General features: G+C 66.0%; 18 protein-coding genes. 10 read left to right on the forward strand and 8 right to left on the reverse strand.

What is annotated here, in order from left to right; all coding sequences use genetic code 11:
- Nucleotides 1–124 precede the first annotated feature (124 nt).
- The 3 genes from ACQR1X_RS09585 to ACQR1X_RS09595 form a co-directional block, all read right to left on the reverse strand.
- Complete coding sequence (locus ACQR1X_RS09585) at nucleotides 125–1,357, reverse strand: GGDEF domain-containing protein (protein WP_434895140.1); 1,233 nt, start codon at nucleotides 1,355–1,357, stop codon at nucleotides 125–127.
- A gap of 113 nt (nucleotides 1,358–1,470) precedes the next feature.
- Nucleotides 1,471–2,979: a class I adenylate-forming enzyme family protein gene (locus ACQR1X_RS09590; protein ID WP_316236509.1), complete on the reverse strand. Its 1,509-nt coding sequence runs from the start codon at nucleotides 2,977–2,979 to the stop codon at nucleotides 1,471–1,473.
- A 51-nt stretch (nucleotides 2,980–3,030) separates the two neighbouring features.
- Nucleotides 3,031–4,857, reverse strand: coding sequence for an extracellular solute-binding protein (locus ACQR1X_RS09595; RefSeq protein ID WP_434895139.1), 1,827 nt, complete (start codon nucleotides 4,855–4,857; stop codon nucleotides 3,031–3,033).
- 261 nt (nucleotides 4,858–5,118) lie between these two features.
- Between ACQR1X_RS09595 and ACQR1X_RS09600 the strand changes: the two genes are divergently transcribed.
- Nucleotides 5,119–5,895 (forward strand): invasion associated locus B family protein, encoded by a 777-nt coding sequence (locus ACQR1X_RS09600; RefSeq protein ID WP_315800022.1) that lies wholly within the window; start codon nucleotides 5,119–5,121, stop codon nucleotides 5,893–5,895.
- Between the two features lie 154 nt (nucleotides 5,896–6,049).
- Here the strand turns inward: ACQR1X_RS09600 and hspQ are convergent, their stop codons facing one another.
- Entirely contained in the window at nucleotides 6,050–6,382 is a 333-nt protein-coding gene (gene hspQ, locus ACQR1X_RS09605; protein WP_315711998.1) for a heat shock protein HspQ, read from the reverse strand.
- Nucleotides 6,383–6,526: 144 nt separating this feature from the next.
- Between hspQ and ACQR1X_RS09610 the strand changes: the two genes are divergently transcribed.
- Entirely contained in the window at nucleotides 6,527–7,480 is a 954-nt protein-coding gene (locus ACQR1X_RS09610) for an AEC family transporter (protein ID WP_434898703.1), read from the forward strand.
- Nucleotides 7,481–7,486: 6 nt separating this feature from the next.
- Here ACQR1X_RS09610 and ACQR1X_RS09615 read toward each other — a convergent pair whose 3' ends face one another.
- Nucleotides 7,487–8,686 (reverse strand): UbiH/UbiF family hydroxylase, encoded by a 1,200-nt coding sequence (locus ACQR1X_RS09615; protein ID WP_315800020.1) that lies wholly within the window; start codon nucleotides 8,684–8,686, stop codon nucleotides 7,487–7,489.
- A gap of 118 nt (nucleotides 8,687–8,804) precedes the next feature.
- Between ACQR1X_RS09615 and pcsA the strand changes: the two genes are divergently transcribed.
- The 3 genes from pcsA (at nucleotide 8,805) to ACQR1X_RS09630 (ending at nucleotide 11,424) form a co-directional block, all read left to right on the forward strand.
- Nucleotides 8,805–9,539: a phosphatidylcholine synthase gene (gene pcsA, locus ACQR1X_RS09620; RefSeq protein WP_434889323.1), complete on the forward strand. Its 735-nt coding sequence runs from the start codon at nucleotides 8,805–8,807 to the stop codon at nucleotides 9,537–9,539.
- Nucleotides 9,536–10,264 (forward strand): TerC family protein, encoded by a 729-nt coding sequence (locus ACQR1X_RS09625; protein WP_315800018.1) that lies wholly within the window; start codon nucleotides 9,536–9,538, stop codon nucleotides 10,262–10,264. Before pcsA ends, ACQR1X_RS09625 begins: the two co-directional genes overlap by 4 nt.
- 185 nt (nucleotides 10,265–10,449) lie before the next feature.
- Nucleotides 10,450–11,424: a quinone oxidoreductase family protein gene (locus ACQR1X_RS09630; RefSeq protein WP_315800017.1), complete on the forward strand. Its 975-nt coding sequence runs from the start codon at nucleotides 10,450–10,452 to the stop codon at nucleotides 11,422–11,424.
- A 37-nt stretch (nucleotides 11,425–11,461) separates the two neighbouring features.
- Here ACQR1X_RS09630 and ACQR1X_RS09635 read toward each other — a convergent pair whose 3' ends face one another.
- The 3 genes from ACQR1X_RS09635 to ACQR1X_RS09645 form a co-directional block, all read right to left on the reverse strand.
- On the reverse strand, nucleotides 11,462–12,214 hold the full coding sequence (locus ACQR1X_RS09635) for a YkgJ family cysteine cluster protein (RefSeq protein ID WP_316236504.1): 753 nt from the start codon (nucleotides 12,212–12,214) through the stop codon (nucleotides 11,462–11,464).
- 137 nt (nucleotides 12,215–12,351) lie between these two features.
- A complete protein-coding gene (locus ACQR1X_RS09640) occupies nucleotides 12,352–12,627 on the reverse strand; it encodes a hypothetical protein (RefSeq protein WP_434898704.1) in 276 nt (91 codons plus the stop codon).
- Between the two features lie 301 nt (nucleotides 12,628–12,928).
- Nucleotides 12,929–14,125, reverse strand: coding sequence for an acetylornithine transaminase (locus ACQR1X_RS09645; RefSeq protein WP_434898705.1), 1,197 nt, complete (start codon nucleotides 14,123–14,125; stop codon nucleotides 12,929–12,931).
- A 418-nt stretch (nucleotides 14,126–14,543) separates the two neighbouring features.
- Between ACQR1X_RS09645 and ACQR1X_RS09650 the strand changes: the two genes are divergently transcribed.
- The 5 genes from ACQR1X_RS09650 to ACQR1X_RS09670 all read left to right on the forward strand — a co-directional run bounded on the left by ACQR1X_RS09650 (nucleotide 14,544) and on the right by ACQR1X_RS09670 (nucleotide 19,541).
- Nucleotides 14,544–15,665 carry a DUF2336 domain-containing protein gene (locus tag ACQR1X_RS09650; RefSeq protein WP_316178795.1) on the forward strand — a complete coding sequence of 374 codons (1,122 nt, stop codon included), beginning with the start codon at nucleotides 14,544–14,546 and terminating at the stop codon, nucleotides 15,663–15,665.
- Nucleotides 15,666–15,833: 168 nt separating this feature from the next.
- The gene (locus tag ACQR1X_RS09655) at nucleotides 15,834–17,036 is read left to right on the forward strand and encodes a radical SAM protein (RefSeq protein ID WP_434898706.1); all 1,203 of its coding nucleotides are present in this window, start codon (nucleotides 15,834–15,836) and stop codon (nucleotides 17,034–17,036) included.
- 38 nt (nucleotides 17,037–17,074) lie between these two features.
- A complete protein-coding gene (locus ACQR1X_RS09660; RefSeq protein WP_434898707.1) occupies nucleotides 17,075–17,995 on the forward strand; it encodes a hypothetical protein in 921 nt (306 codons plus the stop codon).
- Between the two features lie 139 nt (nucleotides 17,996–18,134).
- On the forward strand, nucleotides 18,135–18,371 hold the full coding sequence (locus tag ACQR1X_RS09665; RefSeq protein WP_434898708.1) for a hypothetical protein: 237 nt from the start codon (nucleotides 18,135–18,137) through the stop codon (nucleotides 18,369–18,371).
- A 105-nt stretch (nucleotides 18,372–18,476) separates the two neighbouring features.
- The gene (locus ACQR1X_RS09670; protein WP_434898709.1) at nucleotides 18,477–19,541 is read left to right on the forward strand and encodes a radical SAM/SPASM domain-containing protein; all 1,065 of its coding nucleotides are present in this window, start codon (nucleotides 18,477–18,479) and stop codon (nucleotides 19,539–19,541) included.
- Nucleotides 19,542–19,564 lie beyond the last annotated feature (23 nt).

Consider the following 19,564-nt stretch of genomic DNA (forward strand, 5'->3'; position numbering starts at 1 on the left):
ACGGTGGGCACGGCGCCATCTAATAGATCGCATGTAGCGAGACCGTGCATGCGCCTTTGCCCACCCTACGCAGCACGACTCTTGGTTCGAACCAGCGCAGTGATGACGCAAAACATGTAGTTTATTACGACGCCGCGCGCTGCGCCTCGCCATAGACCCGGGCCAGCAGGGTGCGCGCGGTGTCAGTCGGCTGCAGCGCGGCGACGGTGATCGACGGCTCGGTGCGGGTGTCGCGCTTGCCGTGCGAGGTGTGGCGCATCACGCTGGAGAGGCGGCGGGCGATGGCATGGGCGGAGCGGAGGTCGGTCTCGGCGAAGACGACCACGACGGAGCCGTTGTCCTCGTGGGTGCCGAAATCCATCCGCCGCATCAGGCGGCTGATGATGCGGGCGCCGTCATATTGCGCGCGCGGGTTGACAGGGTCGAAGGCGAACCGAGCTACCGCGAGGCTGCCGCCGCTCTTCTGCGTCTGGCTGACCGCGGTGGCGAAGTCGCGCGCGAAGGCGTTGCGGGTGAGCAGGCCGGTCTGCGGGTCGAGCATGCCGCCGGCTTCGATGGCGCGCAGCGTGCGGTTGAGGCGGGCTTCGAAGGCGTGCAGGCGGATCAACGGCAGCGCGCTGGCCGCGATGTGCGCGGGAGCGCCGGCGATGATCTCGAGATTGGCGAGTTCCTGCAGCGGCGCCGGCTGGTTGGCAGTGACGACAACGGCAAGGTTGCGGAAGCGGGTGTCCTCGGCGAGCACCGCGAGGAACGCGTCGACCACGCGCGGCGAAAACCCTTCGCCGAGCACGATGCCGTCGATGTCGCGGCTCGACAGATGCTTGGCGGCGGCTTCGATGCTCAGCGCGCCGACGACCGCCATGCGTTCGCCGAGCGCGACCGACAGGCCGGGCAGGGAGCTGCCGCGGCCGAGCAGCAGCACGGTCGCGTCATCCAGGGGATCTGTTTCCGGCAGGGTGGCGCCGGGTGCCTTCTTCTCATCGAGACGGCGCAGCACGGTGGTGTGCAGCGTGCGGACACGCAGCGCCGCGCGCAGCCGCGCCAGCAGCCGCTCGTGATTGTCGCTGCCATGCAAGGGAATGGCGTGGTCGGGCAGGACAGCGCCACCGGGCGCGATGGCGATCAGCGGCACGTAGGGCTTGCGCGCACCGACATGACGCGAGACCGCCGCCAGCTCGGTTGCATCAGCATCCTCGACGACGGCGACGACCGCGGCCGGCTGAACCCGGGACATCGTGCTGATCGCATCAGCCCAGCGCGTCTCGACGGAGGGGAGAATTTGCGCCACCGCGAGGGCCGCACTCAGCGAAGGCCGCGTGGACGAGGAGACGATGAGAAGCGGGCCTTGTGGGGACATCCAGGAAACTCAGGATACGCTGGGCGATACGTCGCGATCCTAGGTCCCTCCCGTTAACGCAGCGTCAACACTGTTCCAAACATGACGGTTCCTTAGTGGTCCGGACAGCAGGATCAGCCGCCCGGGCCGGCGCGGTCGCGGAAGGCCTCGACCATCAGCGGATTGAGTCCGAGCTCGGCGAGCGCTTCCCGCGCGCGCGCATTGTCCATCGCGCGGCCCGCGAGGCGGTGACCGCTGAGACGGTCGGGCAGAGCGGTCAGCAGCGCGCCCTGGCCGAGCCGCCGCGACCATTCGTGCAGGTCCTGCGCAAGGAAGCGGTAGCCGCCAACGGCCATCACGCCGGCCGGCGGCGCCGTGATCGAGATCGTGTCCTGGGCACGGTCGAGGCGCACCGCATACTCGGTGTCGACGTAGTCGCGCGGCGCTGCCGGCATCAGCGAGTCGCTCGGCGGCGGCGGAGGGGCGTAGGCGGCGAGCACGACCATCGGCCCCCGCAGCCCGAGCGTGCCCTTCGGCGTCACCAGGATCTCGCCGGCGATCGACGAGCCCGGCTGTTCGCGCGGCGCGCCCTGGCGGCCCGGTTTGACCGGGCCGGGACTGCCATCGGCCGCGGTGCGGCGCACGGCGAACAATCCGGCTTCGCCGAACAGATAGACGTCGGTCATCTCGATGTCGCGCGTCTTCCACGATGCGCTCGACGCCACCTGCTCGGGCGCGCGCCACATGCCGAGCACGTAACGCAGGTTCGGCAGCCGCGAGGCGAGGTCGCCCTCGTCGAGACGCAAGGCGAGTTGGGCCGGCGCGATCAGCGTATCGCAGGCCAGCTCCGCGAGCTGCTGTTCCAGCGCGTCGGCGTCGAACGGGTGGTGCAGCGCAAGGGTGCCGCCGGACAACAGCCAGGTCACGACCGAAGCGGCAAGGCCGGCGAATGACGACGGCAGGAAGGCCGACATCATGTTCACGCCCTGCGGCAGATCGCTCTCGAGCGAGACGGCGAGCCCCCCGGCGATCAGGCTCAAATGGGTGCGCGGGACGGCGCGGAAGCCGTCGGCGGTCACGTCGAACGAGACGATCGCGGCCTTGCGGCCGTCCGGCATCAGCCCGCGCGTCGAGCGCGAAGGTTTCGCGATCGACTGGTCGAGCGAATACATCCCCTCGGGCAGGTCGGAGCCGAAGCCGCAGACGTGGCGGATCGAGAACGCCTCCGCCGCCGCATTCATCGCGAGATCGGAGTGAATCACGCCGTCGATCTTCGACATCGTGACGATGGCGCGCGCGCTGGTGCGGTTCAGCGCCGCCACGAGCTCCGACTGACGCCACAGCAGTGGGAACACGGCGACGACGAGGCCGGCGCGATGCGCGGCCAACACCGTCAGCACGAACTCGATCGTGTTGGGCAGCTGGACCGCGATCACCGAATGGGCGGGCAGGCCGGCGTCGATGAAATGCGCCGCCAGCGCCGAGATCACGCGATCGGCTTCGGCATAGGTCAGGCGCATCGGCGGCCGCCCGGTGACGCGCTGCTTGTTGATGGGATCGACCAGCGCGACCGCATCCGGCTTGCGCGCCAGGATGCGTTGAAACAACGCGTCGAGCGTCGGCGACGTATTGGCCTGATTCACCTGTTGCCCCGTACTTTCACGGACCCGGCCACGACCAATTGCCCCGATTGGTCACTTCCGTGCCGGCTCCGGCCGCTGCCACCAGCTCTCCGGGAGCGCTCCCGTCAAAGCCGTCCTCTTTGGCCGTTCTATACGATTCCACCGCGCGATCCATTCCTCGGCGGCATTGAGCACTGGAATAGCGTAGAACCCCGCCATAAGAGTACGGTCCAATGCGCGAACCGTCGAGATAAATTCCGGCCTGTCGCGGGCGCGCAACAGCGCCGCGATCATGGCGTCGATCGCCGGGTCCCTGGCCCCCATGTAGTTGCGGGTTCCGGTGCGGTCGGCGGCCTCGCTGCCCCAGTAGAACGCCTGCTCGTTGCCGGGGGATAGCGACTGGTCCCAGCGGTTCTGGATCATGTCGAACTCGAAGCTCAGGCGGCGCTGGTCGAACTGCACGGGATCGACCACCCTGATCGAGGCATTGATGCCGGCCCGCTTGAGACTGCCGGCGTAAGCCAGTGCGATGCGCTCCTGATCGCGCGTCGTGACCAGGATCTCGAAGGCGAGGGGGGCCCGCGTGGTCCGATGCCGCAATACCGTCCCGTCGAGGCCATATCCGGCCTCGTTAAGCAGATCGAGCGCCGCCTTCAGCGTTGCGCGGTCGCGGCCGGATCCGTCGGTGATCGGCAACCGGTAGCTGCCGTCCATGATGTCGGCGGGGATCTGCGTGGCGTAGGGCTTCAACAGCTCAAGCTCGGTCGCGTCGGCCGGACGTCCATAGGCGGACAGCTCCGAGCCGGCGAAATAGCCGCCGCTGCGGCGGTACAGCCCGAAGAAGTAGTTGCGGTTGATCCATTCGAAATCGAACAGCAACGTCAGCGCACGGCGCACCTTCACGTCGGCGAACACCGGCCGCCGCGTGTTGAACACCAGGAACTGCGAGGGCTGCGGCATCCCCGAGGTGAAGCTGTCGCGGATGACCTCGCCATTGCGTGCGGCCGGGAAGTCATAGCCGTCGTGCCAGCGCAGCGGCTCGGTCTCGACGCGGAAGTCGTACAGCCCGCGCTTGAAGGCTTCGAACTGTCCGTTGGACTCGCGGTAGTAGTCGAGCCTGACCTCGTCGAAGTTCCACAATCCGCGGTTGACCGGCAGGTCGCGTCCCCAATAGTCCGGATTGCGGGTGAGGGTGACACTGGATCCCGGCTGCACCGCGGTGACCCGATATGGGCCTGACCCGAGCGGCGCGGTCATCGTCGTGTCCTCGAAGCTCGGCACGTCCGTCGCGTGTTTCGCCAGAATCGGCATCAGGCCGAGGATCAGCGGCAGCTCGCGGTCTTCCGTTCCACCGAAATCGAACCGGATGGTCAGCGGGTCGAGCACGTCGGCCCTGGCCACCTTGCCGTAGAACTGCCGGTGGTTGGGGCGGCCGTGATCGCGCAGCAGCGCAAAGGAGAACGCCACGTCCTCGGCGAGCACGGGGCTGCCGTCGGAGAAGCGGGCACGCGGGTCGAGCCGGAAGGTGACATAGGTCCTGTTCTCGTCGGTCTCGACGGATTTCGCGAGCAGGCCATACAGCGTGAACGGCTCGTCGTTGCCGCGGGTGAGCAGGCTCTCGACCACATAGCTGCGGATTTGCTGCACCGCGAGACCGCGGACGATGAACGGATTCAGGCTATCGAAGGTGCCGAGCAGTCCCCAGACCAGACGGCCGCCCTTGGGCGCGTCGGGATTCGCATAGGGCATGTGGTCGAAGTCGGCCGGCAAGGCCGGGAGACCGTGCATGGCGATCGCCGCAGTCTCTGCCGCGTTCGCCGTGGGGGTGTAGACCGCGGGCAACAATGCCAGGACCACGGCGACCCATCCCGCGGCCGCGCTGAACATGCGCTGCAGCATCAGGATCGGGGCGCAAGCATTTGATTCGGAACAGGTCACAAGGGGCTTTTACCACAGGCTCGCCAGCGCTAGACCGCGGCTTCGACATGGTCTCGCGGCATTGATTCTTCCGCGCACCGCGTTAAGAAGGCGGGCGATTGAGTTAGGGCGGCAACGCCTGTCACTTAACCGCCTCATTTCCTGAGGAGACAGCCGCTTCAACGGCTTGGTGTGGCGCCTTTGGCGGTCTCGGGCGCTGCCGTTCAGAAAGGGTTTTCCGCAATGAATTTCCGTGACTTGGCCTCGTCGGTTGGGCCGCGTGGGCGGCTTGTCGCGCTGCTCGCGGTCACCGCGCTGGCCGTTTCCTTCGCTCCTTCGGTTGCGCAGGCTCAAGCGCCGAAGGCGAAGGCTCCGGCTGCCGCTCCCAAGGCTCCCGCGCCGGCCGCCCAGGCCCCTGCCATTCCTCCCGCCGGCGGCCAGCCTCAGGCCCAGGCTCAGCAGGAGATGCCGCAGCTGATCTACGCGCCGTGGACCAAGTTCTGCCTGAAGGGGCAGGATGCCAACGCCAAGCAGGTCTGCTTCATCGGCAAGGACGGCCGCATCGAATCCGGTCAGCCTGTGGTTGCAGCCGTCATCATCGAGCCCGAAGGCGAGCCGAAGAAGATCCTGCGTGTGACCTTGCCGCTCGGCATGCAGCTCCAGCCCGGAACCCGCATCGTCATCGACAACAACCAGTTCATGGAAGGAAAGTACGTCATCTGCTTCCAGAACGGCTGCATGTCGGACTACGAAGCGACGCCCGAATTCGTGAACAGCCTCAAGAAGGGCCAGACCCTCTACGTCCAGGCGATCAACTCGAACGGCACCGCGCTGACGCTGCCGCTGCCGCTGCAGGAAGGCAACAGCAGCTTCGCCAAGGCCTATGATGGTCCGCCGACCGACCCGAAGCAGTTCGAAGAGACCCAGAAGAAGCTGCAGGAAGAGCTGCAGAAGCGCGCCGAGGAGCAGCGCAAGAAGCTCGAGCAGACCCAGCCAGGCCAGCCGCAGGCGAAGCAGTAACGCTGGCCGGGCCCGTCCCGCATGATCAAAGGCGCTCCATTCGGAGCGCCTTTTTCATTCTGCGAGCTGATGCGAGGGGGAACTTGCGAGCCTGGACCGAACGATGAGGGGCTTGCGCCGACGGCGCTCAGGCGAAGCTCTCTGGTCGAGCAGGTCAGTTCATCAGCGGATTGCGCGGACGATAGCCGCCCGATTTGTCCTTGATGAAGATCTCCGCAACCTGGGAATGGCGGATCGGCTCGCCGGACTCGTCGGGAACCAGGTTCTGCTCGGAAACATAGGCGACGTATTCGGATTCCGCGTTCTCGGCCAGCAGGTGATAGAATGGCTGGTCCTTATGCGGACGGACCTCCTCGGGAATCGACAGCCACCATTCCTCGGTGTTGTTGAACTCCGGATCGATGTCGAAAATCACGCCCCGGAACGAGAACACCCGATGCCGGACGATCTGGCCGATCTGAAACTTGGCAGTTCGTGCTTTGATCATCCCAGTCGAATAGACCAGGACGGGGAGCGATGCTAGTGCCCCGCGGGCGGATTTAATCTAGACCAATCCGAGTCGCGTCAAGCCGCGACGCCCCCGCATTCCAGGCCCTTCCCAGGCTCCCTCAGGGGGCCATCTTCCGAGCCCATGTTCGACATTCTCAATCTGGCCCTGCCTTATTTCGGCGTCGTTTTCATAGGCTTCGCCTGCGGTAAGTGGAGGAGGCTGCCCGAAGCCGGGCTCGCCTGGATGAATTTCTTCCTGCTCTACGTCTCGCTGCCCGCCTTGATGTTCAACCTCATCGCGCGGACGCCGTTCACCGAGCTGAGCAACCCTCCCTTCCTGGTTGCAACGACGCTCGCCACCATGCTCACCTTCGCCCTGGCGCTCGTGCTCGGCAAGGCCATCGGGCGCCTGTCGCTCCGCGAGGCGACCATGGCCGGGCTCGCGGGTGGCTACGGCAATATCGGCTATATGGGGCCTGGGCTGGCGCTGGCCGTGCTCGGGACCAAGGCGGCGGCGCCGACCGCGCTGATCTTCTGCTGCGACAGCATCTTCCTGTTCTCGATCGTGCCGCTGCTCGTCGAGCTGACCGAGCGCGATCATGCCTCGGTGGTGCACGCGATGCGCACCGTGCTGCGCCAGATCCTGCAGAACCCGCTGATCATGGCCACCGCCGGCGGCATCCTGGCGGCCGCGTTCCAGTTGCATCCGCCGACCGTTCTCGACCGCACCCTGCAGTTCCTGCAGAACGCCGCTGCGCCGACGGCGCTGTTCGCGCTCGGCGTGACCGTGGCGCTGCGCCCGTTCGAGCGGCTGCCCTGGGAGGTGCCGGTCCTGGCCGTGGTGAAGCTCGTCGTTCACCCGCTGCTGTCGTTCGGGCTGATGCTGCTGTTCGGGCCGTTCGCGCAGCCCTGGGCGGCGACCGCGGTGCTGATGGCGGCGCTGCCGCCGGCGCTCAATGTATTCGTGATCGCGCGCCAGCATGACAGCTGGATCGAGCCGGCCTCATCGGCGGTGCTGATCGGCACCTTCGCCTCGGTGATCACCCTGACCAGCGTGATGTGGCTGATCCAGACTGGCCGGCTGGCGTTTCCCTGACGGTGCTCAACCGGCCCTGCGCGTGGCTCTCCATGACGGCGCCAGGCCCTCGCGCATCGCGAGCCGTCGCAGCGGACCGATGCCGCTCATGAGGTGCATGCCGACGGCGCGCAGCGACTGCATCGGCAGAAGATCGCTGAGCAGCGAGCGGTTGGCGACGTCGATGGCGAAGGTGCGGCTCAGGATATCGGCGCGGCGCGCCGCACCATAGCGCGCGAGCACCTGCGGCGCACCGATATCCTCGCCGGCCGCATTGGCCTTGCGCACGACATCTGCGATGTCGATGCCGTCGCGCAGGCCGAGGTTCAGTCCCTGCGCACCGATCGGCGGCACCACATGCGCGGCCTCGCCGACCAGGGCGATCCGGTTTTGCGCGTAGCTCAAGGGCCGCTCGATCGCGAGCGGAAACACATGGCGGCCCGGCTCGACGCGCACCCGGCCGAAGATCGAGTGCGACTGCCGCTCGGCGGCGGCGGACAGGGCGTCGTCGTCGAGCGCGAACAGCCGGTCGGCCTCCTTCGGGGCCGCGACCCAGACAACGCTGCAGCGGTCGCCCGGCAGCGGCACGAACACGCAGGGTCCCTGCGGCGTGTGGAATTCCGTCGACACGTTGTGATGCGGCCGTGCATGGGTGATGTTGAAGGTCAGCGCCGACTGCTGCAGCGTGCGCCGGCTCACGCCGATGCCGGCGGCCTCGCGGCACAGCGAATGCCGGCCATCGGCGCCGACCACGAGCCGCGCCGTCAGCACGCGGCCCGATGCGCTGGTGACGGTCACCGCATCGGCATCGCTGCGCACGCTGTCCGCATCCTCGGCGATCCGCACCAGGCCGTCGATCTCGCCGGCGCGTTGTTCCAGCGCGTCGACCAGGACGGCATTGGCGATGTTGTAGCCGAACATTTCGAGACCGATCTCGTCGGCGACGAAGCGGACCTCCGGGGCTCGGATCAGCCGGCCGGTATCGTCGACAAGCCGCATCGCCTTGAGACCGGCGGCGCGGTCACGGCACGCCGACCAGACACCGATCTCGTCGAGAAAGTCGACCGAGCCGCCGAGCAGGGCGGTGGTGCGGTTGTCGGCATACGGCGCCTGGCGGGCCACGAGCGCCGTCCGCGCCCCGGTCTGCGACAGGGCAATGGCGGCGGCGAGCCCGGCGGGTCCGCCGCCGACGACGATGACATCAAAGCTGGCGTCTGTGTTGCTCATCCGGGAACATTTGACGTTCCGGCAGGGCTTTTTCAAGGGTATTGCGTGAGCCTGCGCGGCGCATCGCCGCAACGGCGGATATGCAATCGGCTCCGATTCCTGATAGCACTGGCGCCGCATGGATCAGTTGAGACCAGAGAGCAGGGTCGCCGCAACGCCGGCGCATCGCGTCGCGGCGTTCTCGGTGCACGTCTTCACCGCGCTCGGTGCGGGCGTCGCGCTGCTGGCGATGCTCGAGGCCGTGCGCGAGCATTGGACTGCGATGTTCTGGTGGCTCGGCGCCGCGCTCGTCATCGACGGCATCGACGGGCCTCTGGCGCGCCGGCTCGACGTCGTCCATGTGCAGCCGGACTGGTCGGGCGACGTGCTCGATCTGGTGGTGGACTTCACGACCTACGTGTTCGTGCCGGCCTATGCCATCACCGCCAGCGGGATGCTGCTGCCGCTCGCCGCGCCGGTCATCGGCGTCGGCATTGCCGTCACCGGCGCGCTGTATTTCGCAGATCGCCGCATGAAGAGCCACGACAATCATTTTCGCGGGTTTCCGGGACTCTGGAACATCGCGGCATTCTACCTGTTCCTGCTGCATCCCTCGCCATCGTTGGCGACCCTCGGTCTCGCGGTCCTGATCGCGCTGACCTTCGTCCCATTCCATGTCATCCACCCGGTGCGCGTCGAGCGGCTGCGCTGGCTGACGCTGCCGCTGGTCGCGCTCTGGGGCGTCCTGGTCATCGACGTGCTGGGAAACAACTTCGCCGTGGGCTCGATCGTGACGGCCTTGTTGTGCGCGATCGCCCTCTACATCGTCGCGAGCGACTCCGCGATCCGCCTGCTGAGATCCTTGAAAGCATGATCGACCTTCTGACCAGTCCCGAAGCGTGGGCCGCGCTGCTCACTCTGACCGCCCTCGAGATCGTTCTCGGCATCGACAACGTCATATTCCTGTCGGTGATCACCTCGCGCATCCCGCAGCCGCAGGCGACACGCGCCCGCCAGATCGGGCTGGCGTTGGCCCTGATCTTCCGCATCCTGCTGCTCAGCGTGCTGGTCTGGCTGATCGGGCTGACGCAGCCGGTGTTCACGATCGGCGGCGTGGGCTTCTCCTGGCGCGACATCATCCTGATCGCCGGCGGCCTGTTCCTGATCGCCAAGGCCACGCACGAGATCCATGCCGAGGTCGAGGCGCGCGAGGAGGAGGAGGGGTCGCAGGGCGGCGGCGCCAACAAGTTCTTCTGGGTGATCCTGCAGATCATCGTCATCGATCTCGTGTTCTCGCTGGACTCGATCATTACCGCGATCGGCATGGCCCAGGATCTCGAGATCATGATCGCCGCCGTCATCATCGCCATGGTCATCATGTACGTGTCCTCGGGACCGGTGGCGCGTTTCGTGGCGAACCATCCGACCACCAAGATGCTGGCGCTCGCCTTCCTGGTGCTGATCGGCGTCGCGCTGGTCGCCGACGGCTTCAAGTTCCACATCCCGCGCGGCTACATCTACTTCGCGATCGTCTTTGCGTTGGCGGTCGAGGCCTTCAACGTGATGGCGTCGCGCAACCGCAGGAAGCGCAACGCCTGACCGGTGCCGAGTTGACAAGGCCGCCGTGATCGCCTTCGCTTTTGCCGCCGGCAGCGCCGGGTGCGCGGCCGGAGGTCGGCTCCTTCAACGGAGCCGGATGTCCGATGAGAATCAGGTAAGTGTCGAAGGTTCTTTCGCCGGATTCCCGGACGCGGCGATGGAGAGTCCGAAGGGGAGATGGCGGGATGGTCAAGGCGGTGCGCGTGCACAAGGTGGGAGGCCCCGAGGCGCTGGTCTATGAGCCGGTCGATCTCGCCGCGCCCGGCCCCGGCGAGGTCCGCATCCGCCAGCACGCGATCGGCCTCAACTTCATTGACGTGTACTATCGCACCGGACTGTACAAGGCGCCCGGCCTGCCGTTCATCGCCGGCAACGAGGCGGCAGGCGAGGTGATCGCCGTGGGGCCCGGCGTCACGCATTTCCATCCCGGCGACCGCGTCGCGTATTATGAGAACCTCGGCGGCTATGCCACCGAGCGCAACATCGCCTGGCAGCGCCTGGTCAAGCTGCCCGACCATATCACCTATGAGCAGGGCGCGGTGCTGATGCTCAAGGGGCTGACGGTCTGGTATCTGCTGCACAAGACCTTCAAGGTCGAGCCGCACCATCGCGTGCTGATCCACGCCGCCGCCGGCGGCATCGGCCTCCTGGCCTGCCAGTGGGCGCGCGCGCTCGGCGCGCACGTCATCGGCACCGTCGGCTCCAAGGCGAAGGCGGATCTCGCGCTGGCCAATGGCTGCGACCACGTCATCCTCTACAACGAGGAGGACTTCGTCGCGCGGGTCAAGCAGATCAGCCGCGGCGAATTGTGCGACGTGGTCTATGACGGCGTCGGCAAGTCGACCTTCCCCGGCTCGTTGTCCTGCCTGAAGCAGCGCGGCCTGTTCGTCAGCTTCGGCAACGCCTCGGGTCCGGTGCCGCCGTTCTCGATCGCCGAACTCAACAGTCATGGCTCTCTGTTCGCGACCCGGCCGAAGCTCAACGACTATATCGGCAAGCGGTCCGAACTGCTGGAGGGCGCCGATACGCTGTTCTCGGCGGTGATCAGCGGCAAGCTGCACGTGCCGATCAATCACGCCTATGCGCTGAAGGATGCGGGTCGGGCGCATGCCGACCTCGAAAGCCGCGCCACGACCGGGGCCTCGATCCTCAAGCCTTAACAGCCGGCCTTAACAGCCGCGCGACCGAGCCCTGTCGCTACACCTCGCCCCGGATCGAAGCGTCGCCGGCTGCCGCGCGACTCCAGAGCACCGCATCGGTCTGCGCTGCCGTCGACGCCTCGATCCGCGCCGGCGCGAGGCTGTCTTGCCCGTCCCGCCAAGCGCGCTCGCGCTCGGGGTCGTCGAGCGCCAGAACGAGACCCTGGTTGAGCTCATACAGGCCAGAGGCGAGCCCCGCAGCGTCGAGCGCCGCCCTGAGCGAATCCTGCACCAGCGCGCGCAGCGCGAGGTGTGGTGCCGAGACCGGCACGTCGACCTCGCGGCCGGCCATGGCCTGTGCGCAGGCGCGCCGGTCGAACGAGGCATGCCCGCGGCAGGCGAGCGGACGCGCGGGATGGATGATGCAGCCGCCGCGTACGAGGAATGGGCAGGGCTGACGCAACTTCATCCGCGCGGTGTCGCTCAATCCGTGCGTCGCGCGGTTGGCGAGCTTGATCCGGCGCGACAGCGAGCCGAGCGCCTTAGCCGGCATGCGCTGGTCGATCTGCCGGACATAGCGCGCGAGCAGGAAGATCTCCGGTGCCGTCGCGGTCACGCGCAATGCGCAACAGGAGGGGCAGCCCTTGGCGCAGGCGAGGGCGGGCAGATGCGCCGTCTGGGCATCGATATTGGCTTCGAACAGATCGAAAGCGCGGTCGGCGAGCGTCTCAGCGCAGTTCTGCGATGCCCTGCACGCTGCCAGCAGCGAGCTGAACGCCCGCTTCAGTTCGGTGAAAGCCGCATCGCTCAATGCTGTCCTCCAAAGACCCGACGATCAAAACGCCGGACGGTCAAAACGCCAGCGACCGCGGCGCACCCGGCGCACCGCGGTCGACAGGGGCAGGGCAGAGAGGACGCTCACTGCCACACCCAGCCCGAAAGCCGATGTCAGGCAATGCCCTTGAGGATCGCCTCGAAACAGGGGCGGGGGATGCGGAAGAAGCCGCGGCCGCCGGCGAAGGTCTGATAATGCGGACGCGCCATGTCGAGCAGGCGCTCATACCATTCATTGGCGGTCAGGCTGGCGGGCTTCTCGCCGATCGAGTTGATGTCCGAGTTCGGGAAGAAGCGAACGTGGATCAGCACCTCTTCGGTCGCGGCCAGGGCGATGTGGCTGCTGCTGTCGTCGACCGGCAACGCCCGAGCCAGATTGTCTCTCGCCATTCTTGCATCTCCTTCTATCGTGCCGACCTCGTTGTCGGCGGATGATCATCAGCTTGGTCCCGGCAAGCCTCTCTCCTCCGAGCTGATCACATCCCGTACAACGCTATATCAGGACAGATATAACGTAAGTCATCGGATCGCAGGTGTTTGGCGCGATCAGGATCGTTGTTCGGGGGGCCGGCTGTCCTTGATCCAAGTCAAATGGCGGCGAGCCCGACCTCGGTGTTTGTGCCTCATCTGTAGGCAGCCGGCACGCAGGCTTCGCACGTGGCACGGAGCCTGCGTCTTGAACGGCATTCGATCAGGCGACGCAGCGCGCGGCGCCGACCTTGGTCAGGATACCGTCCAGCGTGTCGATCATCGCCGCGATCTCATCGCGAGTCACATTGAGGGCCGGCATGAAGCGTAGCGCATCCGGACGCGGCGCGTTCAGCAGCAGGCCGAGCTCGAAGGCGTGCGCAACGATCGCCGGCGCGATCGGCCTGATCACGTCGAGCGCAAGCAGCAGACCACGGCCGCGCACTTCGCCCAGGCCGTGCCTTGCCGAGATGCGCTGCAACTCGCTCTCCAGATAGATCCCGTTGTCCGCGACAGCCTTCAGAAACTCCGGCTTCTCGATCACATCGAGCACGGCGAGTCCCGCCGCACACATCAGCGGATTGCCGTTGAAGGTGCCGCCCTGATCGCCATGCTCGAAGCAAGACGCCTCGTCGGTCGCCAGCAGGGCGGCGAGCGGAACGCCGCCGCCGATGCCCTTGCCCAGGGTCATGATGTCCGGGAGGACGTCGGAATGCTCATAGCCGAACAGTTTTCCGGTGCGGCCCATGCCGGTCTGGATCTCGTCGACGATCAGCAGCAGCCCGTGCCTGGTGGTCAGCGCCCGCAACTGCTGCAGGAACTCGTCGGTCGCGGGCCACACGCCGGCCTCGCCCTGGATCGGCTCCAGCATGATCGCCACCGTCTTGTCGGAGATCAGGGCCTCGACCGAGGCGATGTCGTTCAGCCGTGCCTTTGGAAAGCCCGGGACCTTGGGCTCGAACAGCGGCTCGAACGCCTTCTTGCCCGAAGCCGACATCGTCGCCAGCGTGCGGCCGTGGAAGCCGCCCTCGAAGGTGATGATCTCGTATGCGCCGTTCTTGCGCAGAGCGCCGTATTTGCGGGCGAGCTTGATGGCGCCTTCATTGGCTTCGGCGCCCGAATTGGTGAAGAACACCTGGTCGAAGCACGAGCGGTCGACCAGCGCCTTAGCGAATTGGAGGCTGGTGTCGTTGAAATAGGCCGGGCTCGGCGTGATCAGGCGTGCCGCCTGGTGGGCGAGCGCGCTGGCCAGCTCCGGCGGCGCGTGGCCGAGCGAGTTCACGGCCCAGCCCTGGACGAAGTCGAGGTAGCGCTTGCCGCCGTCGTCCCATAACCAGGAACCCTTGCCCTGAACGAAGACGGTGCGCGGGCGCGCCGTGATCTCCATCAGAGCGTCGTAGGGATGGGAGGCGGTCAGCATGTGCAATCTCCTATGCTCAGGGGGAAACGGGGGCCAAAAAGGGAGAAGGCCGCTCCTTTGCGGGAGCGGCCTTCTCGAAAACCTGGAGCTGATGAGCTAGCTGATCAGCAACGTCTTCGGACATGGCGCGCCCCGGCATCGTCACGGCGGTGACGACGGCAAACGGCGGCGCGGCGGTTGGTCCGGTTGAAGATCATGCGGCGGCCATACAGGCAAATCGCAACCGGTGTCAAGATGCCGGCCTGCAGACTGCAACAAGGGCCGCCGTTCCAGGAAGCGGCGAGGGAAGCGCCGGCCGGTGCGAAGCCCGCTCGATCCGATCTCGGGTCTCGCGCTTTAGTGACAACTTTACCAAACATTTAGCGGCTGTGTTTACCCTCCCGGGGCAGCTTGAAAATGCAAGCGCTCAGGACGAGCGATGTCGAACCCCCATCTCACGATCGCCGAAGAAGTGCAGGCGGCCATAGCCACCGGCTCAGCCGACCGCTGCTCCGGCGTGGCCGAGCGGGTCGCCTCCCTGTTCGTCGCCTCTGCCGGCAGCCTGGATATCGAGCAGCACGCGCTGTTTGCCGACGTCTTCGAGCGTCTCGTCAATACCATCGAGCTGCGTGCGCTGGCCGACGTCGGGGCCCGGATCGCACTCGCCGAACTCAGCGCCCAGCTCGCCCCGATCCCGCAGGCGCCGGCCGGCGTGATCCGGCGGCTGGCCCATCATGACGACATCGCCGTCGCGGGGCCGGTGCTTTCGGAATCGCCGCGGCTGAGCAGCGAGGATCTGATCGAGATCGCGCAGACGCGCAGCGAGAAGCACCTGATGGCGATCGCCGGGCGCTGGTGGCTGCAGGAGATCGTGACCGACGCGCTGCTCGCGCGACGCTATCCGAGCGTGAGCCGGCAACTCATGAAGAACCCCGGGGCGCGGGTGTCACCCGCCGGATTTGCCGCCATCGTGGCGCAAGCGGCGGGAGACGCGGAGCTCACGGTCGCGGCCGGCATCCGCGCCGATCTGCCGGCAGCCTTGCGCAGGACCCTGTTGCAGCGCGCGACGGAGGCGGTGAGGGTGCGCCTGCTCGCGTCGGCGCCGCCGCATCTCTACGAGGAAATTCGCAGCGCCATTTCATCGGCCACGCTCGACGCCGAGCGCGAAATGTCGCGCAATCGCGACGCGGGCAGTTCCAAGGTGGCAGTCGGCCAGCTGAAGCAGGGCGGCAAACTGACCGAAGCCGCGCTGCTGGAATTTGCCCGCCAGCGGCGTTACGGCGAGACGATCGCGGCTATCGCGGAGCTCGCGAAATGCAGCATCGAGCTGGTGCGGCCGCTGATGCAGAGCCTGCGCAGCGACGGCATTCTCGTGCCGTGCAAGGCCGCTGGACTGAGCTGGGTCACGGTTGCCGCGATCCTCGATAGCCGGTTCGTTTCAGGCGCAACGCCCCCCGACGAGCTGACCAAGCTCAAGAACAAATATCTCGAACTGAAGCAGGACGAGGCGCTTCGCCTGCTGAAGCTCTGGTCGGTTCGTACCACGGGCTCCTCGCACTGAGGACGGCTCGCCCGGGGCCGCAAAGGCGCTTGGGCGACCTGCTGCGGTGCAGCAAGACAACCGAGGGGCGTTCGGCCATATCCACGCACCTTTGATCTTTTAAAATCAGGGGTTGTATCGTATCCTCTCCGCTGCCTGCGGGAGATGCCCCGGTCAGACCGGTCAGGAATGACTCCCGTCGAGGAGATCGTGATGGGTGTCGAGCTTCGTCCGCTGGGCGTGACCTGCAACATCATGTGCCAGTATTGCTACCAGAACCCGCTCCGGGACAGCGGCAGCCTGCGCCCGCGCTATGACATCGATGCGATGCTGGCCGCCCTCGCAGAGGACGATGAGCCGTTCACGTTGTTCGGCGGCGAGCCGCTGCTGCTGCCGCTGCCGGATCTCGAGAGGCTGTGGGCATTCGGACTGGCGCGCTTTGGCCGCAACCGGATCCAGACCAATGGCACGCTCATCACAGACCGCCACATGGAGCTGTTCGCGACCTATGCGGTTCATGTCGGCATTTCCATCGACGGCCCTGACGCTTTGAATGATGTCCGCTGGGCCGGGTCCCTCGACAGGACGCGGGACCTCACCAAGAGCGTCGATTGTGCGATCGCCGGACTGTGCGAGCGGGGCCTGCGTCCGAGCCTGATCATCACGATGCATCGGGGCAATGGCCTGCCGCAGCACTGGCCCTCGATGGACAGCTGGCTGCTGGAGATGCAGGCGAGGGGGGTGCGAAATGTCAGGCTGCATGCACTCGAGGTCGACTCGCCCGCCGTGCAGGCGCATTGGGCGATGACCGATCCCGAAACCATCGCGGCGTTTCTGCACTTCTATCGATTCGAGCGCGAGCACCTCACCTCGATGCGCTTCGACATCTTCGACGAGATGCGGGCGCTTCTTCGTGGGCTGGACGACCAGACCGGCTGTGTCTGGCACGGTTGTGATCCGTATACGACCGGCGCGGTGCACGGCATCGAGGGATTTGGCGAGCGCAGCAATTGCGGCCGCACCAACAAGCGCGGGATCGACTTCATCAAGACCGAGGCTGCCGGCTATGAGCGCAGCATTGCCCTGTGGTTCACCCCGCAGCCGGCCGGCGGCTGCCGCGACTGCCGCTTCTTCGCGATGTGCAAGGGCCAATGCCCGGGAACCTCGATCGACGGCGATTGGCGCAACCGCAGTGCGCAATGCGCGCTCTGGACCGCGCTGTTTGTCCAGATCGAGGAAGACCTGCTCGCTGCAGGCGAAACGCCGTTGTCCTGCGATCCTCGTCGCGCCGAGATCGAGCACAGGCTCATCAAGTCGATGATGGACGGCCGGGTCCCGTTGCTGACGGAGATCATGGACGATTTGAGTGGATCGCCGCCTGTGGCGGTTTGAGATCCAGGACGTTTGCGAAAGAGAATTTGGCCGATCAAATGTCCGAGCATGCCGCGATCCTCCCTCCGATCCGCCCGCCATTCGTTCGCATCGGCTGGGTCTCGGAGGCTGCGAGAAAGGTGTGGGAGCCGCGCTTCGAGCTGATCAGGACGGAATGGAAAGTGTTGCGTTGGCGGGCGGTCGCGGCCGGTTTGAGCCGGGCATCGATCAGCACCGTCAACCCCGAAGCTCTCGACGAGATGGCGCTGCAGGTCGAACGCGCAGGGCTCGCGCTCATACCAGTCCGACTAGCGGTCGAGGCGGTCCCGAAATTGTCGTCGTCGCAGACGCGGGCAAGACTGCCGCTCGAAGTCACCATCGCTGTCGTCCGTGCTCGCGACACGGATGAGTTCGAAGCCGACTGGCAGCGCGATCCGGCACGCACATTGCGGGACTGGGCAGGGTGTCCCCATTGTTGCGCCGAGGCGCTGCGCCGCCGCGAGCGCCGGCCGCTGGATCCGGTCTGGGCGAGCGCGCTGTTCGAGAGAACCGAAGCGTCGGGACATCGGCGGATCGAGTTGCCGTCGCGGCCGGCGACGAACATGCTCTGGCGGTCAATTGATCTCTGCATCATCCCGCACTGGCCTTGCCGGCTCGATTGCCCGGCAAGCGCCGCGCTCGCGGCGAACATGCTCGCATTCGGCCGAGCGCATTGCGGGCAGACGACGGAGTGGCTGCTCGATGTCCTGACGTGGCCGGCCGAGTGGTCGATGATGCACGGCATCGCCGAGCTGCACGCGCCGGTCTGCCGGATCACGGCATCGACCTCCTACAGCAGCGCACGCCGCGAAATTATCTATCATGGCGCGACCTGGCCCGTTGAAGGCGCGAGCGGCTTGCGCTTCCCGTATCGGGCACCATCGCGCGAACGCTGGACGGGGTCGAAGAGCTTTCGTGGGGGAACGCTGACGACAGGGTAGGCGGTCCTACTTCCCTAGCCCGAGTGAAATACAATCTCCGCGAGTTGTGATGTATCTACTGCCGCAAAAGTGTTATATGCTCCGCTTTGCGTTGATTGACCACCTACATTGCCAAGAGCGATTATCGGGAGACTCCAAGATGTCTTACATGGACAAGAAGATTCAAATCACTGCGGACCTTGTGAAAGTGAAGGCTGCGGCGGCCCAGCTGAAGAGCCAGGCCAATGCCGCGGACGAGCTCCAGAAGGATCCGCAGGGATATCTCGCCCAAGTCGGCATCGAGATCGATTCGAACACGGCCGATCTGATCAAGGATCGCCTGTCGGGCCAGAAGGCGACCGCCGCGCCTGCTTCGGTCATTCACGTCGACGTCTGACCGCGATCTCAAGCCGGCCGGACAATGTCTGCATTGCCCGGCCGGAAACGTGCTGCAGCTCCGACCTCCGTCAAAGTCAGTTCCTGCCCCTGGGAGCAGCTGGACATGCATTCGCGTGACCGGGTGACGAAACCGACTGAGCTTGTCTTCAATATCAGTTACCGCTGTCCGCTGAAGTGCAGCCATTGCTGCTTTTCGTCGGATATGACTCAGCTCGACGTGCTGCCGCAGGACCTGATGATCGCAGCGATCGATGATGCAGCCGTCGCTCACGACATGACGCGGATCAATCTGGTCGGCGGCGATCCATTCCTCCAGCCCGAATTGATGCGCGCTGCGGCATCCCGCGCCAGGTCGTTCGGCCTCTCCACGTCCGCGACCACCAGCGCCTATTGGGCGACATCCGAAGCGAAGGCCGAGCGGATCCTGACTCCACTGGTTGAAGCAGGTCTCGAACGGATCATCATCTCTTTCGACGACATGCATGCCGAATTCTTGGACGGGCGCAATATCGCGCATGCCTACCGGGCTGCCCGTTCGCTCGGATTGGACGTGCTGATTGCCGTCGTGACATCGCCGGGCAGCGTGATCGACCAGTCCCGGATCTTCGATCTTCTCGGTGTCGACCCTGACTCGGATCCGCAGCTGTCGGTGTACGAGACGGCGATCAACTCCACGGGACGCGCCGTCGACGATGTCAGCGCGTCCGACCTCGACGCAAGGCGGCATTCGCCACAGGTCTATCGCGGACCATGTCCCTCGGTGCTGAGGCATTTCTCCGTGGCCCCGAGCGGGAACGTTCTGCCCTGCTGCGGCGTGCTGCCGTTTCATGCCGCGATGAGCGTCGGTGATCTGAACGAGACGCCGATGTCCGAGGCGATGTCCCGCGCCTACATGGACCCGGTGTGGAAGTGGATCGCCTTCGAAGGTCCGGTCGCTCTGCTCTGCGAAATCACGGCGGAGACCGAACGACCGCTCGCGGCCAGTGATTTCGACGGCATCTGCACGGCGTGCGACCGTCTGTTCTCAAATCCCGAGCTGCTGCAATTGCTCGACAGCCATTTGCCGCGGAAGCTGCCAACGTTGACGCTGCTCGAGCACATGTTCGAGGCAGTGGGTGTATTTCATTCGGTGCCCCCGCCGTCGTCCGACCTGTCCGCCAAGTTCTGACAGCCCAAGTTCTGAGAGCCATT

Origin of the sequence: Bradyrhizobium sp. HKCCYLRH3073, from assembly GCF_051167995.1 — a bacterium.
Taxonomy (GTDB): Bacteria; Pseudomonadota; Alphaproteobacteria; order Rhizobiales; family Xanthobacteraceae; genus Bradyrhizobium.